Genomic DNA, 21,144 nt, shown 5'->3' on the forward strand with positions numbered 1-21,144 from the left:
CAGGAAGGGTTATATCCTGTAGCATACGGCGTTGATATTCATGCCGGCGCCTACCGACGCGAAAACAACGATATCTCCGGGCGAAACGCTGTGCTGGGGAATGGCTCCTTTCCGCACCATATCAAATAAAGTAGGGATGGTGGCCACAGAGCTGTTCCCCAGTTCGCGGATATTCAGGGGCATTACCTCTTCCGTTACCACAGTTTGCCCATACAGGGCATACAGGGCCTTGATGATGGCGTCGTCCATTTTTTCGTTGGCCTGGTGGATGAATATTTTCCGCACATCGGAAAGCGTTACCCCGGCGTTTTCCAGGCAGCTTTTGATGGCCAGCGGTACATATTTCAGCGCGAATTCATACACCTTCCGCCCCTGCATTTTAATGAAGCGGATGCGCTCATCGGACCCCGGGAAATTGGACTTGCCCATATTGATATACTGCAATTCGTTCAGCGCATAAGAAGCGGCGCTGCTGCCAAGGATGCCGTTATCCGCATCTTCGCGGGCTTCCGCAACACAGGCGCCCGCGCCGTCACTGAATATCATGCTGTCGCGGTCATACATATCTATCACCCGGCTCAGCATTTCCGTGCCGATCACCAGGCAGCGTTTGGCTGCTTTGGCCTTGAAATAAACGTCTGCCTGCATGAGGCCCTGCACCCAGCCGGGGCAGCCAAACAGCAGGTCGTACGGGATGCAGGAAGGATTGGCGATACCCAGCGCATGTTTTACATGAGAGGCGAGGGAAGGCACGGCGTCCATCTGGATGGTGTGCTTCATCACATTACCGAAATTATGCGCCACGATAATGTAATCGATGGTTTCAGGGTCTATGGCCGCGTCCGCGATCGCGTATTGGGCCGCAAGGCAGGCCATGTCTGAAGTGCTCATGTCTTCTGTTGCATAGCGCCGCTCCGATATGCCGGTGATCTTCCGGAATTTTTCAATGATCTCTTCAGCTGCATTGGGGATCCGCTCCTGGTCCTGGGTGTAAAAATCATTTACGGCAAATTCCCGGTTGTATTTGATGACCGGTGGAATGAAACTACCCGTGCCCGTTATAACAGTCGATGTGCTCATTGCAATAGTTTTAGTTGTAAAAGGTCCCCCCGGCTTTATCGTATGAAGGGATCCTTAACAAGCTCGTTGCTACAAAAATCCTGCAAAAAATTCAACTGATGGAAGTTTACGGGGGTAAAATAATAATAAAACGGCGTTTTACCGCGATTTTGATCAGAAAATCGGCCATTCGGCCAGTCTGAAGCAAACCCGGAAGGCGCTGTTGAGATGTATGAATGAGGATCAATCTTCCCACTTGTAGCCGGTGCCGTACACATTTTTCAGGTAGTTGCCATAGCCGGCGTCCGTGAGTTTTTTCCTGAGGTTCTTGATATGCGTGTACACGAAGGAATGACCGTCCAGCATATCCGCGATATCGCCTGAAAGATGCTCTGCCAGGGCGCTTTTGGAGACCACCCTGTTTTTGTTGCCTAAAAAATAGAGCAGCAGCTCGAATTCTTTCCTGGTAAGCGGGATATCTTTTTGATGCACCTGCACTTTTTTAGACAGGAGGTCTATGCTCAGCTCATGCTGCGTGATCACATCCGAGTTTGAAAAGTTCTTCCTGCGTATCACCGAATGAATGCGCGCGGCCAGTTCAGACAGGTGGAAGGGTTTGGCAATGTAATCGTCCGCCCCTTTTTTTAATCCCTTTACTTTATCCTCCAGCGCATTGCGGGCTGAAATAATGATGATGCCGTCCTGCCGGTTCAGCCGTTTGAACGCTTCCAGCACGCGTAGGCCATCCCCGCCGGGCAACATGATGTCCAGCAGTATACAATCGTACTCATACTGTTCTATTTTTTCCAGCGCCTCGGCAAAAGTACCGGCCGTTTCGCAGGTGTAATCGGCGAGGTACCCTGTTATGCTGGATGCGAGGTCTGCCTCATCTTCAATCACCAGGAGCTTCATGCGGCAAATTATCCCCCAATTTAGAATAAATCCGTAACAGTACATTTCATGAACGGACCGGGTACACCGGAGGAACCGTCTTATACGTGTTCTGTTTTCCTGCGCTTCCCCAGCTGGGCAACGCCCATGAGCAGCCAGGCGCAGGCCCAGAAGCCCGCCATCATGGCCGCGCCGTTCAGCAAAGCTTTGGGATAGCCCAGCAGAGAGGCGTCTGCAAAAGGGTAGGGGTAATGGCCGGTGAACAGGCCCAGCGTGATCACGTAGACTATGTAAACAAGCGGGTAGAGCAGCCAGGGGTTAAACTCTTTCATTTTCATATCGTGCTTCGGCAAAAAAAGTATCCAGAAGAAAAGGAACATGACCGGCAGCACGGAATGCAGCAGCTCGTCGATCACCAGCTGCAGGCCTTTCGGCTCCCAGGTAAAACGGAGGATCAGGTTATATATCACGCCAACGATAATAATGAACACCGTGATGGCAAAAACGGAAGATGGTTTGCGGAGCAGCTGGCTGAAGCGGCCTTTGCCCTCCCGCCAGAACGAAGTATAACATAGCGCTGCAAGCGTGTTGGTGGTGATGGTGAAATAACCAATGAACCGGAGCAATTGTTCCGGCACGGACACCGTTCTGATGGTGAACGTAAGGTATAACTGGCCCAAAACGGCCAGCCAGCCCAGCAAAGCGCCAGCTGCTGCGTATGTTTTCAGGGATCTGGAAGGTGTTTTCATGAGCATCTTGCCGGGTGAATGATAGTATGCCCATTTAAGTTACATACTTTTTGGATGGCTTTTGATTGTTTTGTCAATACCGGCGCACAGGGAATAATTTTTCCCTGCCTGAATAATTATTCCGTTATTGAATGAACCGGCCGCGGTGCTGATTTTTGTGTTCCATAAAAACGGAACCGACATGAAAAATACATATCCCGCCCGGCCCTGGAACATCGCTGAGATCATGCTGCTGATGCTGTGGGCGGGCATCGCTTTCCTTACCTGGAGCTTTATGCATAAGGCGGATCACTTCCTGGAAATGACGCCGGAAGCGCTGGGCAAATACTTTAACCTCCGGTGGATATTGATACTGCACATTACCGCGGGCGGCGGAGCTTTGATAATGGGACCTTTCCAGTTCTGGGAGCGGCTGAGGAGTAAGAACCCGCGCCTGCACAGGATCGTAGGGGTGTTGTACCTGCTGGCCATTGCCGCCAGCGGCCTCTGTGCGCTTATTCTTGCGTTCACCACGGCCAAAAGCGTCAACTGGCCTTATGCCTTTTCGGCGCAGGTATGGGTGAGCGTATGGCTTACATCTACTTTCATTGCCTACCGCGCCGCCATCAGCCGGAAATTCAAGCTGCATAAGGAATGGATGACCCGCAGCTACATCGTTACCCTGGCCTTCGTGGTATCAGGCAGCCTGCTGAAGCTGCCGGCCGTGCAGCGCCTGGGCGATTTTGCGGACACCTCCCCGACCTTTTTCTGGCTGGGCTGGGCGGTACCGCTTTACATTTATGAAATGGTACTGGCTTACCGCCGTAAAGCCTGAATAGCGGGAGTATCACAGCTTGCGGTAATGCAGCCAGATCACGCCGCAGGCGTAAATGTGAGAGTTGACCAGCTTCAGCTCCTGCAGGGTATTCTGCTGGAAAAGGGGAATGCCCTTGTTGATAGCCACCGGGTTCACGAACAGCCAGTATTCGTCTATCAGGTTGTGCTCTATCAGCACCTGTGACGCGCCCGGGCTGCCGAAGATCAGGATGTTCCTGCCCGGTTCTTCCTTCAGCGCCCTGATCTGCTCAGGCACATTTTCACTGATCACCCTGGTTTTGGGATCGTTGCTTTTCATCGTCCTGGAGAGCACTACTTTGTTGACGCTCCGGTACCATGCGGCATGCTGCCTGTCGTGTTTGCCCGCATTGGGCTTCTGGTCGGCGGTGGGCCAGTAGCTGTCCATTATTTCAAATGTTTTCCGGCCGTACAGGGCTGTATCCGCTTCTTCGGTCTTGTCGCCCACGAAGCCGAACAATTCGTCGTCGAACTTTATCCAGTCTATTTCCCCTTTGGGGCCGGCCACATAGCCGTCCAGCGAAACGTGCATGGAGAGTGTGATGATCCTTGCCATGATCTTGTTTTTTATTGTACTGTAAATGTCCGGCAATATGCGGAAAAGCAGCGGGGGGAATAACGACATTTCAACGGGGCGATGCCGACAGGCCCCGCGCTAACCCGGAGGTAACCGGTAACCTTACGGAAAGTAGCGCAGGGAAGGGCCGCGGTTGTTTTAACTTTATGCCTTGATTATACTACTACCAATGTAAACAGTATAAACAGTTGTAGGTAAACTGACAAGCCGCTGGTCCCAGCGGCTTTTTTGTGCTTCAACAACGCTTTACTCATGACCAGCATCGAACATGAATGGATCGGCATAGGCGAAAAGTAAAAGGCCGCCATTCCATGAACAGCGGCCCTTTTATTATTGCATATTAACCTCTATTTCGCCAGCACCCCATTCAGCAGCAGGCCATCGCCTGCAGGCATATCCAGCTGGAGTAGTTTGCTCACCAGCGGCGCAATGTCTACCAGCCCCATCTGCGGTATCACGCCGCCTTTCCTGATGCCGTTGCCGAAGGCGACGAACCCGGTCTGTATCTCCTTAAAATCAGGATAAAAACCATGTGTGCCGCCTTTGGCTCCGCGGATGAATTCGCCGGTGGAGGCAGGCGTGAAAGCATAACCCTGCTGCGCGGCCAGCCCCAAGGCGGCGGTAGGGTCGGCGCCGATGGCGTCCAGCTCTTCGCGGGATTTGATGATGAAGGTCTGCTGTTGCTGTACCGGCAGGCTTTTCAGGAGCTGCATCACTTTATCCCTGGTCTGTTTATCGTTCCTGTCTTTCAGCTGCAAAAAACAACCGCCGCCCGCGGTGTGGAAATAGGCTTTCCAGTTCCCGGGTTGCTGCGGGTCGTACAGGCCTGCTTTGGCCAGCAGCACGTTAGGCGCCACTACGGCATGGATGTCCACAAAACCATGGTCGCCGGTTACGATAACGGTGGTGTTTTTGGTGATGCCCGCCATGTCTATCGCTTCGCGGATGCTTTTCACGGCACGGTCCGCACTGGCCACTGCGGCCCTTACCTTGTCGCCGTCGCGGCCCTGTTCATGCTCGAAGTGGTCTACCATCACGAGGTGTACGGCGGTGAATGCAGGTTTGTATTTGCGGATGAGGTAGCAGGCTGTGCGGGCGAGGTTATCGTCCAGGCCGAGGTAATCGCCGCTGAAGTCGACGTCTTCCAGCTTGCCCAGGGCATTGTTTTCCAGCTCTTCATACAGGCCGGCGGGAGTGGTGTTCTCTTTTAATGCTTTGAGCGTGATGCGGCTTTTTTTATCGGAGAGGTACCAATATTCCGGGAAGTTCCAGGTGGCGGGGGAGTTGAAGGAAACCGGCCAGTATACGGATGCGGTTTTTAATCCTTTCGCTTTTGCCGCGCTGAAGAGGGTGGGCGTTTTGATGGTGTTGTAATCCCATATCCATTTGCCGGTAGCGCCCAGCGGTTCGGAAGGTGTATTGTAATAAACGCCGTGCCTGAGCGGTTTCACACCGGTGATCATGGTGGTATGGGAAGGGTAGGTAACGGTCGGGAAAACGCCGTCCACCCCGTCTGCATACACGCCTTCCTGCATGGCCTGCCGGAGGTTCACCATGTTCCAGGTCGGGTCTTTGTAAAATTCGGGCCTCAAACCATCGATGCTGATCAGAACGACATGCTGATCCTGGCCATAGGTAACGGTTTCCAGGGAAAGCACGGCTAAAAGTGCAAATATTATCTTCTTCATTTGGATCTGTTATAGGGTATAAACATCTAAAATAACATTTACACTTTGTAATTAATAATGTTACGAAATCTTTAATTAAGGTTTAAAAAACTTTAATTCGAGGTGCCTTCCGGGGATACCGCAGCTGCTGGTTCTAACTCCGGAACCCGGCTGACAGGGCCTGTTTGGCCGGCCTTATTTTGAATAATAGGCTTTCAGGTATTTCCCCGTCACGCTATGCTCCGCCCGCACCAGTTCTTTCAACGTGCCTTCAAACACCACCTTCCCGCCTTTGTTCCCCGCGCCCGGCCCGATGTCTATCACCCAGTCCGCCTGGCTGATCACTTCCACGTTATGCTCGATGATGATGACGGTATTGCCTTTGTCTGCCATTTCCTGGAAGATCTTCATCAGCTGCGCCGTGTCTGAAGGGTGAAGGCCGGTGGTAGGTTCGTCGAAGACGAAGAGCTGCCCTTCTTCTTCCATTTCCGTGGCCAGCTTGAGCCGCTGCCGTTCGCCGCCGGAAAAGGTATTGAGCGACTGCCCCAGCGTAAGATACCCCAGCCCGAGCCTGTCCACTTTCTCCAGCGTGCCCTGCACGGAATGGCCCTTGAAGAAGGTGATGGCTTCTTCCACGGTCATGGCCAGCACTTCGGCGATATTTTTATGATGCCATTTGTGACGCAGCGCCTGCGGGTTGTAACCGCTGCCGTTGCAAGCGTCGCAAAGCTCTTCCACGTCGTCCATGAACGCAAGGTCGAGGATGATGACGCCAAGGCCTTTGCATTCCGGGCATGCGCCTTCGCTGTTGGCGCTAAACAGGCCGGCGCTGGTTTTACCGGTTTTGGCGAACAGGCCCCTGATGTAGTCGAACACGCCGGTGTAGGAGGCGATGTGTGCGCGGCGTGAACCGCGCAGCGGCGACTGGTCTATCAGCCTTGCGTCAGGATGCTGCTCGGGCAGCACCTGGTTGATGAGCGTGCTTTTGCCGGAACCGGCCACGCCGGTAACAACGTTCAGCACGCCCTTGGGAATATGCAGGGTTACGTCCTTCACATTATGCAGCGTGGCGTGGGATATCGTAAAATGCCCGGTCGCTTGGCGGGGATGTTCGTTCAGGATGTGCTGCTGCCGGAAATAGGCGCCGGTAAGCCCTTTGGAACGTTTCAGGCCGTTGAACCCACCCTGGTAGACTATTTCCCCGCCATGAATTCCCGCCTTCGGGCCCATATCCACCACGTGATCCGCAATGGCAATGATGTCCGGGTCGTGCTCCACGATGAGGATGGTATTGCCTTTGTCGCGCAGCTGCTCCACCTGGCGGTTCAGGCGCTGCACGTCGGCGGGGTGGAGGCCGGTGCTGGGCTCGTCGAAGATGTAGATGAGGCCGGTGAGGCTGCTGCCCAGGTGCTTCACCATTTTGATGCGCTGGCTTTCGCCGCCCGAAAGGGTGGAGGTGGTACGGTCTAGGCTCAGGTAGGAAAGGCCGATGTCCGCCAGGTGCTGCAATCTTTTGATCAGCTCGGCCACAACGGTCTGGACGTTTTTTATTTTGATCTGTTCAAGAAAGCTGATCAGCTCGTTCACCTGCATGGCGGCGCAATCCGCAATATTCTTCCCTTTGATCTTACTCGCCAGCACTTGTTGATTGAGCCGCGCGCCGTGGCAAACGGGGCAATCGTCCAGCCTCATCACCTGGTACATTTCCTCACGGTTACGGGTAAACGATCTTGATTCTCTTTTCAGGAAGGTCCGCGTAATACGGGGGATCACGCCTTCGTACAGCTGCGTTTTGCCCCAGCCCGGCAAGGGTTGCGGCGGCTTATGCTCCGGGGCGTTCAGCAGCAGCTCCCATTCTTCGGGTGTGTAATCGCGCAGTTTTTTATCGTTGTCGAAGTAGCCGGACAGGGTGTACCGCGCCCAGCGGTAACTCCCCGGCTGAAAAGTAGGGAAGTTGATGGCGCCTTCGTTCAGCGATTTGTTTTTATCGATCAGTTTATTGATGTGGATGGTGTTCACCTTCCCGAGCCCTTCGCAATTAGGGCACATGCCGGCGGGATTGTTGAAGGAAAAAGCGTTGGAATAGCCCGCGAAAGGCTGCCCGGCGCGGGAGAAGAGCAGGCGCAGCAGCGTAAAGGTGTCTGTGGCAGTGCCTACGGTGGAACGGGCGTTGCCGCCTATTCTTTTCTGGTTGATGACGATCGCCACGTTCAGGTGTTCTATTTTGTCCACATCCGGCTGCCCGTAATGTTGCAGCCGGTGGCGCGCGAAGCTGTCGTATGTTTCATTCAGCTGCCGCTGCGCTTCGGCGCCAATGGTCTCGAACACGAGCGACGATTTGCCGGAACCGGAAACGCCGGTGAATACGGTGATCTTGTTCTTGGGCAGGCTCAGGGAGATATTCTTCAGGTTGTTCTGCCTGGCGTTCACAATGGAAATAGGTTGCATGGTTCAGTTAAATGGTCTGCATTGCCTTCACAAAAAATAAGCCTGAACTAACAGCCGTAAAAATAAAAGAGCTGCCACAAGGACAGCTCTTTTACAGGAGACAGGCGTTGCCGCTGTTATTCCCGGATCAGTTTGAGTATGAATTTTTCCCCTCCGCCTTCTATTGTTACGATATAAAGGCCTTTGCCGAAGTTGGATATATCCAGCACATGCGTGCTGCCGCGTATACCGGGGTCGGTTTTCACCAGCCTGCCGCTCAGGTCTGAAACATTGATGCGGTATGCCGTTCCGGGTTTGCCGTTCCAGCTCAGCCGCGCGATGCCGGATGTTGGGTTCGGGTAGATGCGCAGGTCTTCCGGCTGCTGCGTTTTCCGCACCGGCTGCACGGGCGCTGCCATGCGCATGAGCGGGGAAGACGGCGGTGTAACCATCCACAGCCATCGGTTATTGCTGCTGTCGGAGCCTGCGAGGCTGAAGCAACTGTCCCAGGTAACGGCGTTATATCCGCCGCCGGTTTGCATGGTCAGGCGTTTATCGCCGTTGAGGGCATTGTACAGGTCGGTGGAAGCCCATGGCGGCGTTGTGCCGTGCGTGTCGCTGGCGCCATGCCATACCCAGTGGCGTCTGCCGTTGCTGTAAGCCGTAATCTGGGGATATACGGTGCTCCAGGTGGTGGATGCGCTGATGGTGGTGGAGAATATGTGCCGGTAAGGACTGTTGTGATTCTGTGTATTGATAAGGTAAGCCCACATCCTGCTCGCGCCGTGGCCGATGCCCGCAATATGGAAACGGTCGTGGCTGGCGGTATCCAGCGGTTCGATGTGCTGGAGGAAATACGCAATGTCTGAAGCGTAGCCCGGTACGTAAAAGCTGGCGTTATAGGGCACGGTCAGTATTTCCCAGGCAATGGTATCGTTGGGCCCGCGCAACGTACGGCCATTCCAGTTAATGCCCGCGTCCGCCAGCAGTTTGGCGGGGGAGTTCAGCTGGTAATTGGTGCTGTCCGTCGATTCGTCGTTGGTGAATACCACGAGCACATGCCGCTCGCCGCAGCCTCCTGCTCTGAAGTAGCCATGGGAGCGGTTGTTGAACTGCCAGTTGACCTGTGTGCCGGCCACATAATTGGCGGGGCCGCCGGTAACCGGGCAGGGATCGGGATCTACCGGGACGGAATCCGGACGTGTCACCATCCAGAGCCAGCGGTTAGTAAGGGTGTCTGTTCCGGCCAGGGACAGGCAGGCATCCCAGGTTTCACCGCCGTGGCCGGCATCCGGCTGCAGGGTAAAGTGTTTCGGTCCGGTAATGGCGTCGTATAGCCACACCGAATAGTCCACCCGTGTGTCGCCGGAATCTTCTTCGCCTACCCATACCCAGTTGCGTTTACCGGCGGAGGCAGGGCCAACCACCGACGGGCTTTGCTGCGTGCCGGCAATGCTGATGGTGGTGGAGAAGATACCGCGGTAGGGATTGTAGTCGCCCTGCGAGTTGGCGAGGTAAGCCCATAGCCGTCCCACGCCGAAGCTCAGCCCTTCGATATGAAAGCGCCAGTGTTCGCTGGTGTCTATCGGCGCAATGTGCGAGAAAAAATAATTGATATCGGAAACATAGGCGCCCATCCACATGTTGGAGGTATTGGGAATGGTGAACACCTCCCAGACGATGGTATCCCCGGGAGCGCGCACGGTGCGGCCGTCCCAGTTCTGGCCGTTGTCTTTCAGGAATTTCTGCGGCGATTGCGAATCGTAGTTCACGCAGCTTGTTTCGCCGATACCGGTAAAGGAAATAAGAATGTGCCGCTCTCCGTTGCCTGCGGCTTTGAAGTAGCCGTGGTCGCGGCCGTTGAAGTTCCAGCACACCTGCGTGCCGGGCTGGTAGCCCGCAGGCTGCGCCCAGGCAATGGTACAGAGAAGCAACAGGGGAATGAACAGGGTAAATTTTTTCATGGTAAAACAGGGTTTATGGGGAATTAAAAAATTGCATGTCCGTCATGAGGCAATAACTGCGTTATCAAGATAGGCAGCTGTACTGCAGTCTTATGTCAGTGGCCGCTTCTTCGATATAAAACATGTACCAGGGCCATTGGGCAGGCAGCCTGGCTGCTGCGCAGGATAAGCTTTGGGAGGAAGTACCTGTAAAAAAAACTGGCTGCTAAAAAGCAGCCAGCGATTTAATTAACCTATATGAATTATGCAACGGTGGTTAGAAAGAGTACCGCAACCCTGTCTGCATCTGCCAGCGGGAGGCCACAGGGTCCACGGAATAAGGTTGCCCCGGCTCCACGAACTGGTACAGCGGGTAGCCGCCTGAAGTCCTGGACGGAATGTAAGGCTGCAGGCCAACGCTCGCGGTGGAGTTGTAAGTGTTGGGTGCAAAGTATGCGATCCCCCAGTTCTTCGAAACCAGGTTGGTGAGATTGATGATGTCGAGCGAAAACGTAAGGGTATGCTCACGGGCGCCTTCGCGTTTTTTACCAAAATGGAAATCCTGCGCGAAATGGAAATCGGCGTTGTTGTTCCAGGGCGTTCTGCCCGTATTCCGCTCTGTAAAATTCCCCCTGCGGCCGCGAAGGTATTTATCGCCGTCAATAAAACGGTCGAAAGCGGCGGCCTGCTCCTGCGGGGAAACCAGCACGGTTTGGCCGTCTTCAGCCAGTATGGGCGCAAAGAACCGGATGGATTCGCCCACGGCGGGGATGTAGGCCAGCCCTATCTGCTGCGGCGTATTCTGCGGGGTGAAGTTCACAAACCCGTAGGTAAAGGGGCTGCCGCTCTGGGCAGTTACCAGCAGGGAAAAATGGCTGGTGAACTGTTCGTTCCATTTTTTGCTGTACGAAACGGTGGCCACAATACGGTGCCGTATGTCGAAGTTGGAATAAGCCAGGTCCGGGTTATTCGGGTTCAGCGCCTGGTTCAGCTGCCAGTTGGATTCCATGGAGTTGCGGATGCCGTTGGAGATGTCTTTGGACATACCGTAGGTATACGCGGCGGAGAAGCCGAACCCGCCTGCAAACTGGTTGCTCACCTGCCCGGTGATGCTGTAGCGGTATCCCTTGGTAGTGTTGCTCAGCTCGTAGGCATTGGCCAGCCGCGAGTCTACGCTGCCGGAAAAGACCGGCTGCCTGCGCAGGCCGGAAGCCGTGTCGTATGCGTAATACACGGGGATGTCTTTGAGGTTCACCTGGCGGAACATCACGTCTTTGATCGTTTTGGTATACATGCCTTCCAGCGTGTATTTGAAGCCGCGTTTATCCGTATAGTCCAGTGCGATGCTGCCGCGCAATACGCTGGGCATTACAAATTCATTGTCGATCACATCTATCTGCGTGGTGCCCGCATTGCGGTCGTTCACCACCTTTCCCTGCTCGTACGCAAAACCCGCGATGCCCTGGTAAGGATTGCCCGGCGAGGGTTTCAGGGGATCGGTGCCGGGCCTGAAAGGGCTGGGAGGGCTTCCGTCCGTCCGCATATCGATGGTGCCGTACGAATTGCCGTCGTTGTAAAAGGCGTAGCCCAGCCAGGCCAGCGGTATCCTGCCGGTGAAGATGCCGGCCCCGCCGCGGAGCACCACGGAACGGTCTTCCGTGAGCTCTGCGCGGAAACCAAGGCGGGGGCTCATCAATGGCTTTTCAAGATAGTTGTTCACGATCCTGCTGAGCGGGGTATAGGTATAGGTATTCCCGAAATCCGGGTCTGCTATGGCGTTTTTTGTGCGGTCGCTCAGCGTTTGTTTGCCGGGCAGCACGGTGTAATCGGCGCGCAGGCCGGGCGTTACGCGGAAGCGGTCTGAAATGCGGATCTCATCCTGGATATAAAGGCTGAGGAAATAGATGTTGAATTTGGCGGAAGGATTGGCCAGCAGGTAGTCTCGGCTGTTGTTGTAATAATGGAAGTTGCCCTGCACGCGCTGGGGTTTGTTGGCAAGGTAGTCTTCTATGCTCTGGTAGGTCACCCTGCCGTTCCAGCTGTTCACAAAGCCGTAATCGATGCCGTAGAATTCGTTGTGGGTGCCGATGGTGAGCGTATGTTTGCCGGTGCTCAGCGTTACGTTGTCGGTGAATTCGAAGGTGCGCTGCTTCAGGTTGAATACCGATGCTTCACGGTCTGTTCCGAAGAAGATGGTGGAGCCGGGCGTTCTGCCCACGATCTGCACCTGCGGGAAAGCGGGATCGTTTTCGGGCGTGCGGTAATCGTGAATGCTGGTATAACCGAGCAGCAGACTGTTGCTGAAGCGGTTGGAGAAGCGGGTTTTCAGTTCGGCTACGGTAGACGACTGGTTGTTGGTCTGCTTGTACGCGATGCCGCCGAAACGGAAGCTGAGCTGGTCGCGGTCCATATGCACGGCGTCGGAGAGGATGGTGTTGTTGCGCAGCACCAGCTGGTTGCTGCCATTGATGTTCCAGTCTATACGGTTAAAGAACTTGCGCGAGCCGGAGCTGGCATTAAAAATATCTTCCGTTCCGGGGTCGAAGCCGTAGTGGTCGATACTGTGCTGCCGGATGGCCGTGGCGTCGTTTTTGCTGAGAACGCCTTTAGAGGCATTGCTGCCCGCAACCTGCTGCACGGCGTCCTGCCGGTCGGTGATCTCCAGGTTGGTAAAGAAGAACAGCTTGTTTTTGATCAGGGGAAGGCCGACCCTGAAGCCTGTTTGCAGGTCATGGAAGGAAGAAGGCATTTTTTTCTCCAGCTCGTTGCCCGTTCTGTCCGGCCCTGCCATTGAGCCGTTGCGGCCGTAGGCGTAAATGGAGCCATGCACTTCGTTGGTGCCCGAGCGGGTTACGGCGTTGATGCTGCCGCCGGTGAAGTTGCCGATCTTTACATCGTACGGCGCAAGGTATACCTGCATGTCTTCAATGGCGTCCAGCGAAACGGGGTTGGTGCGGGTGCTGCTGCCGGGCATGTTGGAAGTGCCGGTTTGCCCGCCGGTGCTGGGACTGAAACCAATGGCGTCGTTGTTGATGGCGCCGTCTATGGTGACGTTGTTGTACCGGAAGTTCGCCCCGCCGAAACTATTGTCTTTCGATCCCTGCGGCACCAGCCGCGAGATGTCGGTAAGGCTGCGGCTGATGGTAGGTACGTTCTGTATCTGTTGCTGCCGGATGCTCATGCCCGCGCCGTATGTGTTGGCAGTGGGTTTCCGGCTGCCTTTCACCACTAATTCTTTCAGCGCGGCGGCATTATCTTCCAGCCGCACTTCCAGTACCAATGGTTCGCCCAGGGCTATTTTGGGAATGGTGCGTGTTTCTTTTTTCATGCCTATGAACGCGATCTCTACGAGGTAAGGCCCGCCGATGCGCATGCCGGTGAAAAGGAAACGCCCGTCGTTAAAGGTGACCATGCCGTAACGGGTACCGGAGGGTATATGCGTGGCCGTTACAGATGCGCCGGGGAGAGCTTCGCCGGTGGAGTTGAACACCCTTCCCTGGAGGCCGCCGCTGGTTTCCTGGGCCGCGCCCCGCAGCCATGCGCCGAGGCAGAGGATGATGATCAGTAAATATTTTTTCATCGGTATTGTGTTTGTCTTTCGTTTATCATATTGATCAGGTGCCTGCTTTTATCACTCTGTCCACGATGTGCAGCACGCCGTTGTCCGTCAGGATGTCGCGCTGGATGATGCGCGGCACATGCAGGTTGAAGGGCGTGAGGAAGGTGAGGCCTCCTGCCTGTATAAAATACCCCATGGTATTGGTGTTTAGCGCATAGAGGGCCGGGCGCCGGTTACCTGTTAATTCCACGCCGTTCAGCCAGTCGGATACGAACCAGCGGCCGCCTATCAGGTAAAAGCCCAGCAGTTTGCGCAGATATACCGGGTCTTCCTGCATGAGTTCTTCCGGGGTATCGTAACCTTCCTCCCTGAACGCATCGTCCGTCGGCGCCAGGAAGGTGAGGCCGCGCTCAAGACCGTTGCCTTTCCACCGGAGGGTATCAGGTTCGCGCAGCAGCGCTTCCCAGCCTTGTGTGTGGCGCACGAGATATGCGATGAAGGTGAGGTCGGGGTGTTGTTGTAACGCGTCGTACGTATCCGTGCCGGGTAAAAGGGACATGCCGTTTATTTTGTGGAGCACGCCGTCTCCCAGCTCTACGTCGGCTGTGGTGACGGCGATGCCGTTCAGGAATATACCATGGAAGTTGCGGCTCACTTTGGGCCGGCGGCCAGGTTCCAGCGAAAAGGCATCCTGCGTGTAATTGCCTACCAGTGTGGAAGAGCTGAGCCTTCCGTTGAGGATATGATACCGGAGTATCTTCGCCAGTGCTGCCGCATCATAGTTGCTGATGGCCTGTTCGGTAAAGCCGGCGCGGATCATGGCGCTGTCTACCGGTACAAAAAAGGTAAAGGGGCCGCCGGATTGCAGCTGTACGTCTTTGTCGAGGCCCGCTTTTTTTAATGCCTTTCCGAACAGCGAAAGGTCGGGCTGTGTGGCAAGGTATTCCTGCATAACGGGCTGCGCCCGGTTAGAGGGCGGTTCCGTTTCACGGGTGCAGGCGGCTGCGCAGAAAAGCAGCAGGCACAGTGTCAGTATATGTTTATGTATGGTCATGTCTGATCTTTTTATATGGGTCAGGGGATCAATACGCCGTTTATTTTATGCATCACGCCGTTGCCGGCCGGTATATTGGAACTGAGATCGAAACGGAGGTACGGGAATGGCGGAATACCCGCGGCCATACCGTTGTTGCCCGTGCCGGTGAATTGGATGCTGTTGAACTGGCCGGCGCTGCCCCCGATCGTCACCTTGCCACCGTTCTGCATCGTGATGCCGGAAGGGTCGGCTGCCGCCGCGCGGAAAAGATCGCTGGTGAAATACCGTCCTTTGATGATATGATAACGCAGCAGCGTTTTCAATTCTTCGGGCGTTGCCTGTGATATTCGCTCCATGGAGGCCAGCACGGTGCCTGAAGACATGCAGGCCGAATTTACTGGTGGCAGCAGGGTAAACGCGTCTTTTGCTCCGTCCAGCGAATCCGCCAGCCCGCTGTGTTTCATGGCGGCTGAAAAGAGGGCGAGCGAGGTGTCGCTGCGCGCCGCAGTGATCAGCGAAGGGAAATTCTCTATGTTCGGCAGCTCGGACAATACCTGTATCAAGCCATTGGAGGCGGGGTTGTCCAGGCTCTTCAGGCGGATGCCGTTTACGGTCACAACGGTATCCCCGTTCTCTACGTATTTGCTGATATACACGTTGGTTCCGCGGTGCGTGAGGTACGCTTTGTTTTCCTGCAGGGGCAGCGCCTTTATGGCCAGTGTGCCGGAGAGGATGCTGTATTGCATCAGCTGCCTGGCCTTATGGTAGGTCATGAAATTGGCAAAGTATGAAGGATGGCTGGACGTCAGGTTGAACAGCGCGAAGGCGTCGTTATGCGGCGCCAGGAAGGTGTAAGGGCCTTGCTGCAAAAGGGAGTCCTGCATGTCCGCATAACGCAGGGCAGTCCATAATACTTCGAAAGTGAAATTGTCCTGCAGCACATAGGGAATGCGGCTGGTGTAGCCGGGTTCCGGCTCTGGTTTACGGTTCTTGTCTTTATTGCAGCCGCAGGCCAGCAGGCAGATGCCTGCGAAGTACAGCAGTGTTGATCTGATCTTCATCCTGTAGAGTTTAACGCGGTTTAAAAAGTTGATCTGTTTTGTACACCGCCCCGTTCACCGCGATGCCTTTGTTGCCGGGCTGGCGGATAATGTTGGCCACTGCGCCCGGATTGTACCGTACCTGCACGCCGCCGTTCGCCTGCAGGAATTGCAGCTTGTGGGGAGAGCCGATATAGGTGGGCGGGCCCCAATAGCTGACCGGCCGCTTGTAGGTGTTTAGAAGGCTGTTATTGAAAGTGGAGCTGGCCAGGTCGTTGTACAGCACAGGGATCCTTGCCGTCGTCCCGGTGAGCAGCTCTTCGTTGTGCAAAATGTGCCGCTTCAGGATGGAGTCCAGCGGCGACCATTTGATGGTCATGAGGTAGGTGTTCCAATCAATATTTAGTTCCGTGGGCGCGCTGAGCGCAAAGTTGCGGATGTCTTCTTCCGTGCCGAGCCCCGCGGCCCTGAATGCGGCGTTGGTGGGCGCGAGGATGGTCGGCTTTGCCAGCCTGGGCCGGCCGTATTCATCTAAATAGTTGTCCAGGAAAAATGTATCGGAGCCGGTGTATAGATCGTAGGAGTCCCACATAACCGCCGGGTCGCGGAAGATGCTGTCCCGGAGGTTGAGCGCAAAGCGGTACAGGCTTAGCTCGGGATCTTCGTCCACAATGTTGAGCATCGTACGCGCGGGCGGCGGCTGCACGAGGCTGTCTACCGCGTAGATGTACCCGTTCGCCGCTTTGATGGCGGAGGGCAGCGGGCATACGGCATAGTCGTTCAGGTAAAGCTTGCTGTTACCCGAAACGTACAGCAGCGGCGAGCTGAGCTGCCGGTAATGTTCGCGGAAAGGAATAGTGTCCTGCCGGAATGTGGGCGTAATGAGGGTGAAGGCTGCGCTGAGGATGGCATTATCGTCCAGCGCGCCGGACAGTATGTGATACCTGATCAGCCTGCTCAGCGAATCCAGAGGCAGACTGCTGATCTTCCCGGCGGTAAGCCCTGCGGCGATCATGCCGGCGTCTTTCACGGCAAAGATCGTGTAGCCCTTGTTGTGATCCATTTCCTTGTCTATACCCAGCCGTTTATAGGCCTGGTTGTACAGCGCCAGCCCCGGCTGCTGCGCCAGCACTTCGTGTATGTCCGTGCCGGAGTGGGGCTTGGGAAGGGATACCTGCATGTCCGAATCGGAAGGCTTCAGGCAGGATGTTGTGCCCAGCAGGCCCGTCATCAATATGATAAAAGATGTTGTTCTCATAAGGTTTAATTTATTCTTGCACTGTCAGGATAAACGAGCACGCCGCTCACGCCATGCACCACGCCGTTCAGCGCGGGATAGTCCGTGTCGCTGTTTTTTACAGGCTCCCCGTACTCCCACCAGCCCAGCTGTTGCAGCTCTTTGTAGTTGTAGGGAAATACCCTGAACCCTTCGAAGGTGTATTCCAGCACGGCATCGGGTTGCAGGAACACCGGCGGCATCACGCCCGAGCCGTATTGGGAAATAGGCGCGTCCGAAAGATCGGACCAGAAGAACCTTCTCGGGCTGAGCGTGTAGTTGTTGAACAGCAGCTTTTTATAAGCAGTGGTGTCGATGTTTTCGAGCGCGGCATCGTCAATGCCATAACGGTCATACACTTCGTTGGGCAGCGCCAGCACCACGAAGGGGCCCGGGCCGGCAAGCCTGTCCAGCAGGCCGAACTTTTTCAGCGAGGCAGTGAAGCGGCTGTACCGCGGCGCATTCTCCAGCCATTGTTTCACAGTGGGGGCGGGGTAGCGCAACACTCTCTCCATGGCATGTATCACGCCATTGGCCGCCAGGATGTCCATTTTTTTTACGTTGAGGCCGTTGAAATGGATGGTTAGCGGATCCCAGGAATTGGGCGCCATGGGCACGGAGGCATACAGCACGGTGCCTTCAAGCGAAGTAAACGGAAAGTCGATGGTTTGCGGCAGGCTTGAAAAAGGGTAGTTCCCTTTGATGATATGATAACCGATGAGCTGCTTCAGCGCCGCATCGTTCATGCGCTGCAGGCTGTCTTTATCTATGCCGGAAAGGATAAAGGCGTCGTTGTCCGGCGCCAGCAGCGTGTATTGCTCCTGCGAGACGGTAACTGTGTCCAGCCCGGTGCGTTGCAGGGCGCTGTAGAACATGCTGAAGGCGTAATTGTTCTGCAGGATCACTCCCAGCTGGCGTTCGGGCTTAACGGGCGCGTCGTCTTCCGTTTTAATGCAGCCTGCGCTGAGCAGGAGGCAAACAGTGATTAAGGTCTGGTATGCTTTCATGATTATCAGTTTAAAGGCACCGTGTTGAAACCGCGTTGTATCTGCATCAGGTACACCCGGTCATACACGATCTCCATAATGTTCAGGGTGGAGTAGAGGTTGTTCACGTTGTTGCTGTTCACGATGAGGTTCAGGTTGGGCGTAAAGTTCGTTGCCCCGCTGTTCACCGGGTCGTAGTTGTTGAACGTGCGCGGGTTGGCCGCGGAAAACAGGGTTATCCACCTGGTGGGGTTGGCCGCATCCGCAAAATGAAAGGCGAACGAGGGCAATGTGCCCACGCCCCTGCCTGAGGGATTGAGCGGGCCGCCCTCGATGATAGCGCGTTCGGGTGCATATTCCCTGATCACTTTTTGCAGGAAAAAAGAATCCCTTGGCAACATGGGCAGTTCCAGGAAATGGATAGCCGTGTCCATATTTTGCCGCAGGGTGGTGAAGTAGGTCTTGTCGAACCCTTTCAGTGTATTCAGCTGGATGCTGTTGGTATTGGGGCTTACCGCCGGCATGTAATAGGTGCAGTAAATGGCCGGCCTGTCAGGATATACAAATCCGTAACCCGCGCCGATCGCTTTCGGCTGCTTGCCGGAAAGGTTCACAAAGCCCGCATAGATCTTGTTCTCGTCGAACGTTTCATGCACAAAGCTTTCCTTACGCACGTACAATCCGTATTTCGCCTCATCCAGGTCGCGCGCCAACACATGCATGGTGTATACTTCGCCATGCGCCAGCTCCACCGTGGTATCTATGAGTATGTTGCCGCGTATTAAAGCGCTCAGGTTTTTGAACGGCGTATTATTCTGCGGCCGCACGATGAACATGATGCGGTGTTTGCCGGAAGGTATCTGCGCCCACGCGGAAAGATCGAAGCCGTTGATGGCGGGCGCCGTGAGCACATGCGCATTGCCGGGGTATTCGAAGTTGGAAGGGTATAACGAAGCGCTGGCGCCGCCCCTGCCGCTCAGTACCGAGCCGGAAATATCACTGTTCGCGGCATTGATAGGATAAGAAAGGCTGAAGAGCTGCCGGGTGGCAAGGAAGTCGCCCACGATGCCCGCATTGTTTGGCAGCCCCTGTCCGTCCGTTTCCGGGTCTATCAGCATGGTGAGGAAAGGGGTGGCCTGCCCGGCGTAAAGTGCGTTGCCGATCTTGGGCAGGTTGTTGAATACCCTGATGTAAGCAGGGCTCTCCACCAGCGGCGCTTCTTCGTATTTCATGCAGCCCGTGGTCATTACACTGCACAGGGCCAGTAAAGAATATATTAAGTTGCTCGTTTGCATGATCCGTTATTTATTATGCTTGATGACTACCAGTTTTGCTTTGTCGCCCGCGCCGGTGGCATTGTAGGTGCGGCCCACGAGCGCGATGGAATAAATGCCTGTTTCCACTTTTGGCACTGTGCCTCCGCTGGCATACAGCTGCGGGTTGGCGGTGAATGCTTTTTTCGCATCCAGCGGGGCCACCTGCTGCAGCCATTCGCCGGGTATTTCGCCGGGGCTGCCGGGGCGGCTCCTGAATACCCTGATGAGCGAAGGCGTGATGTCCATTTCATAGACAGGGTCCGCACTGTAAAAGGTAAATCCGTTCTTAGGCGGAAGGGTATAAATGATGGATGCATTCCGCTGCGGCAGTACGCCGGAAGCGATGTTCACGTAAGCGGAGGAGTACCGCAGGCTGTCGGTATACACGGGCCCGGCCTGGAACAGCGACTGGTCGTTGGTGAAAGTGGCATAGGGGAGGTCCGGGCTGAGGTTCAGGAACCTGCTTTGCCAGGCGTACGGGAAACTGATGCGCCGGGGCGTGCCGTTGGTGCCATCGTCCGGGTACTGGCCCTGGTTGTAGTTGGAGGCGTACAGGGTGGAGGTCATGTCGTTGGCGGAGAATAACAGCCCCGGCTTGCCGTCGGGCTTTTCGTTCACCCAGATGGTGTAGTTATCGTAAGGGTAAAGCCGCAGCGTTTGCTCTGCCAGCACAGTACCTTTTTCATCCACGGCCTGCACGGTGTGCTCGCCTTGCACGAATGTTTTATAATCAGCTTTTATGGCTTCGTTGTCCGGCAGCGATCCGAGATAAGGCAGGGGGCTTTCGCTCATGAAAGCGCCGTCCACCTTTACCCTTACCTGTTTGCCCGGCATCGCGTTCACTGCGTGCATGCGCGCATAGGAATGGTTCACGCCAGGGTCCAGCTCGGTAACAATGCGGTAGGAGTTGACCATCTTCCCGATCCTCGAATACCTGAGGCAATCCCAGAAGTTGACCAGGCTGCTGCTCACCACGATGCTGTACACGCCGCCGGGCTTAAAAGTGCGTACCCTCGGGAAGAGGCCCGTTTGCGGTATCACGGCATCAGGGTTGCAACCGTCAAAGAGGGCATTCACTGGCAGTTCCGCCAGCTGTTTGATCACATTAACGCCTGTGCCGCTGCCGGCAAACAGCTTGAACTGGTATGCGCCATAGGGAAGCTCTACGTATTCTGAACTGGTATTGGAGGCCACATTTTGCAACAGCGGGCTTACCGCGCTGCCGTCCGCCCAGGTGAGGGAAAGCGGAACGCCCAGGCCGAGGGCGTCGTTTTCGTCGCCCATGTTGATGATCCGGATCCTGAAATTCTCTGGCCTTGAAGGCGGCACATTCTGCCGGGCCAGCATTTTCATACTCCCGTCGGGCAGCAGGTAATAATCACGCGGTTGGGTGATGTCGTTCTGCAATACGGTGTCTTTATTCAATATCATTCCCAGGCTGAGCACCATGTGCGCTTTGCCGTTCTTATCCAGCAGGCCGTTCAGGATGGTGAAGGGGCTGCCGTTGTCGGCCGGGTTCCATTTGCCGGCGGGGAAAATGCTCAGCCCCAGCGGAGTGGCGCCGCCGGTGTTGTTGAAAGAGGTGAGCGGGATGTTGTTGATCATCACGTCCACAGCGGCGCCTGTCAGGTTGAACATGCGGATGGATGAATTGGATTTCTGCAGAACGTCCAGCGGCTCAATGAGGTTGTCCTTCTTTTCTTTCAGGCACGCGGTCGTGGAAACCAATGCCAAAAGCAGGACGGCGGCTATTTTCCGGTTGATGGTCTGTATATGCATGTGGA

15 protein-coding genes are annotated in these 21,144 nt (G+C 55.3%); 1 reads left to right on the forward strand and 14 read right to left on the reverse strand.

All coding sequences use genetic code 11. The features are described 5' to 3' along the window. Positions 1-9: 9 nt before the first annotated feature. From ACTJIK_RS15160 to ACTJIK_RS15170, 3 genes are all read right to left on the reverse strand, one after another. Positions 10-1,080: a 3-oxoacyl-ACP synthase III family protein gene (locus tag ACTJIK_RS15160; RefSeq protein ID WP_440647516.1), complete on the reverse strand. Its 1,071-nt coding sequence runs from the start codon at positions 1,078-1,080 to the stop codon at positions 10-12. 222 nt (positions 1,081-1,302) lie between these two features. After that, positions 1,303-1,971 (reverse strand): response regulator transcription factor, encoded by a 669-nt coding sequence (locus tag ACTJIK_RS15165; RefSeq protein ID WP_440647518.1) that lies wholly within the window; start codon positions 1,969-1,971, stop codon positions 1,303-1,305. 80 nt (positions 1,972-2,051) lie between these two features. After that, positions 2,052-2,699 carry a Pr6Pr family membrane protein gene (locus ACTJIK_RS15170; RefSeq protein ID WP_440647520.1) on the reverse strand — a complete coding sequence of 216 codons (648 nt, stop codon included), beginning with the start codon at positions 2,697-2,699 and terminating at the stop codon, positions 2,052-2,054. Positions 2,700-2,880: 181 nt separating this feature from the next. On the opposite strand from ACTJIK_RS15170, the gene ACTJIK_RS15175 reads away from it, so the two are divergent. Next, positions 2,881-3,513 carry a DUF2306 domain-containing protein gene (locus ACTJIK_RS15175; RefSeq protein ID WP_440647522.1) on the forward strand — a complete coding sequence of 211 codons (633 nt, stop codon included), beginning with the start codon at positions 2,881-2,883 and terminating at the stop codon, positions 3,511-3,513. 12 nt (positions 3,514-3,525) lie between these two features. Here ACTJIK_RS15175 and ACTJIK_RS15180 read toward each other — a convergent pair whose 3' ends face one another. The 11 genes from ACTJIK_RS15180 to ACTJIK_RS15230 form a co-directional block, all read right to left on the reverse strand. Then, positions 3,526-4,089 carry a dihydrofolate reductase family protein gene (locus ACTJIK_RS15180; protein WP_440647524.1) on the reverse strand — a complete coding sequence of 188 codons (564 nt, stop codon included), beginning with the start codon at positions 4,087-4,089 and terminating at the stop codon, positions 3,526-3,528. 368 nt (positions 4,090-4,457) lie between these two features. Continuing rightward, complete coding sequence (locus ACTJIK_RS15185) at positions 4,458-5,798, reverse strand: alkaline phosphatase family protein (protein WP_440647526.1); 1,341 nt, start codon at positions 5,796-5,798, stop codon at positions 4,458-4,460. A 174-nt stretch (positions 5,799-5,972) separates the two neighbouring features. After that, positions 5,973-8,225: an ATP-binding cassette domain-containing protein gene (locus ACTJIK_RS15190; protein WP_440647528.1), complete on the reverse strand. Its 2,253-nt coding sequence runs from the start codon at positions 8,223-8,225 to the stop codon at positions 5,973-5,975. Between the two features lie 116 nt (positions 8,226-8,341). Continuing rightward, positions 8,342-10,168: a T9SS type A sorting domain-containing protein gene (locus ACTJIK_RS15195; protein ID WP_440647530.1), complete on the reverse strand. Its 1,827-nt coding sequence runs from the start codon at positions 10,166-10,168 to the stop codon at positions 8,342-8,344. Between the two features lie 256 nt (positions 10,169-10,424). Beyond that, positions 10,425-13,727, reverse strand: a complete 3,303-nt coding sequence (locus ACTJIK_RS15200) for a carboxypeptidase regulatory-like domain-containing protein (RefSeq protein ID WP_440647532.1) — start codon at positions 13,725-13,727, stop codon at positions 10,425-10,427. A 34-nt stretch (positions 13,728-13,761) separates the two neighbouring features. Next, positions 13,762-14,760 carry a fasciclin domain-containing protein gene (locus ACTJIK_RS15205; protein WP_440647534.1) on the reverse strand — a complete coding sequence of 333 codons (999 nt, stop codon included), beginning with the start codon at positions 14,758-14,760 and terminating at the stop codon, positions 13,762-13,764. A 20-nt stretch (positions 14,761-14,780) separates the two neighbouring features. Next, a complete protein-coding gene (locus ACTJIK_RS15210; protein WP_440647536.1) occupies positions 14,781-15,803 on the reverse strand; it encodes a fasciclin domain-containing protein in 1,023 nt (340 codons plus the stop codon). A gap of 10 nt (positions 15,804-15,813) precedes the next feature. Then, complete coding sequence (locus ACTJIK_RS15215) at positions 15,814-17,040, reverse strand: fasciclin domain-containing protein (RefSeq protein WP_440647538.1); 1,227 nt, start codon at positions 17,038-17,040, stop codon at positions 15,814-15,816. 5 nt (positions 17,041-17,045) lie between these two features. Continuing rightward, positions 17,046-18,065: a fasciclin domain-containing protein gene (locus tag ACTJIK_RS15220; protein WP_440647540.1), complete on the reverse strand. Its 1,020-nt coding sequence runs from the start codon at positions 18,063-18,065 to the stop codon at positions 17,046-17,048. A gap of 5 nt (positions 18,066-18,070) precedes the next feature. Further along, positions 18,071-19,339 carry a hypothetical protein gene (locus ACTJIK_RS15225; RefSeq protein ID WP_440647542.1) on the reverse strand — a complete coding sequence of 423 codons (1,269 nt, stop codon included), beginning with the start codon at positions 19,337-19,339 and terminating at the stop codon, positions 18,071-18,073. Between the two features lie 6 nt (positions 19,340-19,345). Next, positions 19,346-21,139: a hypothetical protein gene (locus ACTJIK_RS15230; RefSeq protein ID WP_440647544.1), complete on the reverse strand. Its 1,794-nt coding sequence runs from the start codon at positions 21,137-21,139 to the stop codon at positions 19,346-19,348. Between the last annotated feature and the right edge of the window lie 5 nt (positions 21,140-21,144).

This window comes from Chitinophaga sp. 22620 (genome assembly GCF_052044405.1).
In the GTDB taxonomy this organism is placed as follows: domain Bacteria; phylum Bacteroidota; class Bacteroidia; order Chitinophagales; family Chitinophagaceae; genus Chitinophaga.

Excerpts from the sequence above, each read along its gene's own strand:
- ACTJIK_RS15160 (WP_440647516.1), bottom strand. The coding sequence starts at position 1,080 with ATGAGCACATCGACTGTTATAACGGGCACGGGTAGTTTCATTCCACCG.
- ACTJIK_RS15165 (WP_440647518.1), bottom strand. The coding sequence starts at position 1,971 with ATGAAGCTCCTGGTGATTGAAGATGAGGCAGACCTCGCATCCAGCATA.
- ACTJIK_RS15170 (WP_440647520.1), bottom strand. The coding sequence starts at position 2,699 with ATGAAAACACCTTCCAGATCCCTGAAAACATACGCAGCAGCTGGCGCT.
- ACTJIK_RS15175 (WP_440647522.1), top strand. The coding sequence starts at position 2,881 with ATGAAAAATACATATCCCGCCCGGCCCTGGAACATCGCTGAGATCATG.
- ACTJIK_RS15180 (WP_440647524.1), bottom strand. The coding sequence starts at position 4,089 with ATGGCAAGGATCATCACACTCTCCATGCACGTTTCGCTGGACGGCTAT.
- ACTJIK_RS15185 (WP_440647526.1), bottom strand. The coding sequence starts at position 5,798 with ATGAAGAAGATAATATTTGCACTTTTAGCCGTGCTTTCCCTGGAAACC.
- ACTJIK_RS15190 (WP_440647528.1), bottom strand. The coding sequence starts at position 8,225 with ATGCAACCTATTTCCATTGTGAACGCCAGGCAGAACAACCTGAAGAAT.
- ACTJIK_RS15195 (WP_440647530.1), bottom strand. The coding sequence starts at position 10,168 with ATGAAAAAATTTACCCTGTTCATTCCCCTGTTGCTTCTCTGTACCATT.
- ACTJIK_RS15200 (WP_440647532.1), bottom strand. The coding sequence starts at position 13,727 with ATGAAAAAATATTTACTGATCATCATCCTCTGCCTCGGCGCATGGCTG.
- ACTJIK_RS15205 (WP_440647534.1), bottom strand. The coding sequence starts at position 14,760 with ATGACCATACATAAACATATACTGACACTGTGCCTGCTGCTTTTCTGC.
- ACTJIK_RS15210 (WP_440647536.1), bottom strand. The coding sequence starts at position 15,803 with ATGAAGATCAGATCAACACTGCTGTACTTCGCAGGCATCTGCCTGCTG.
- ACTJIK_RS15215 (WP_440647538.1), bottom strand. The coding sequence starts at position 17,040 with ATGAGAACAACATCTTTTATCATATTGATGACGGGCCTGCTGGGCACA.
- ACTJIK_RS15220 (WP_440647540.1), bottom strand. The coding sequence starts at position 18,065 with ATGAAAGCATACCAGACCTTAATCACTGTTTGCCTCCTGCTCAGCGCA.
- ACTJIK_RS15225 (WP_440647542.1), bottom strand. The coding sequence starts at position 19,339 with ATGCAAACGAGCAACTTAATATATTCTTTACTGGCCCTGTGCAGTGTA.
- ACTJIK_RS15230 (WP_440647544.1), bottom strand. The coding sequence starts at position 21,139 with ATGCATATACAGACCATCAACCGGAAAATAGCCGCCGTCCTGCTTTTG.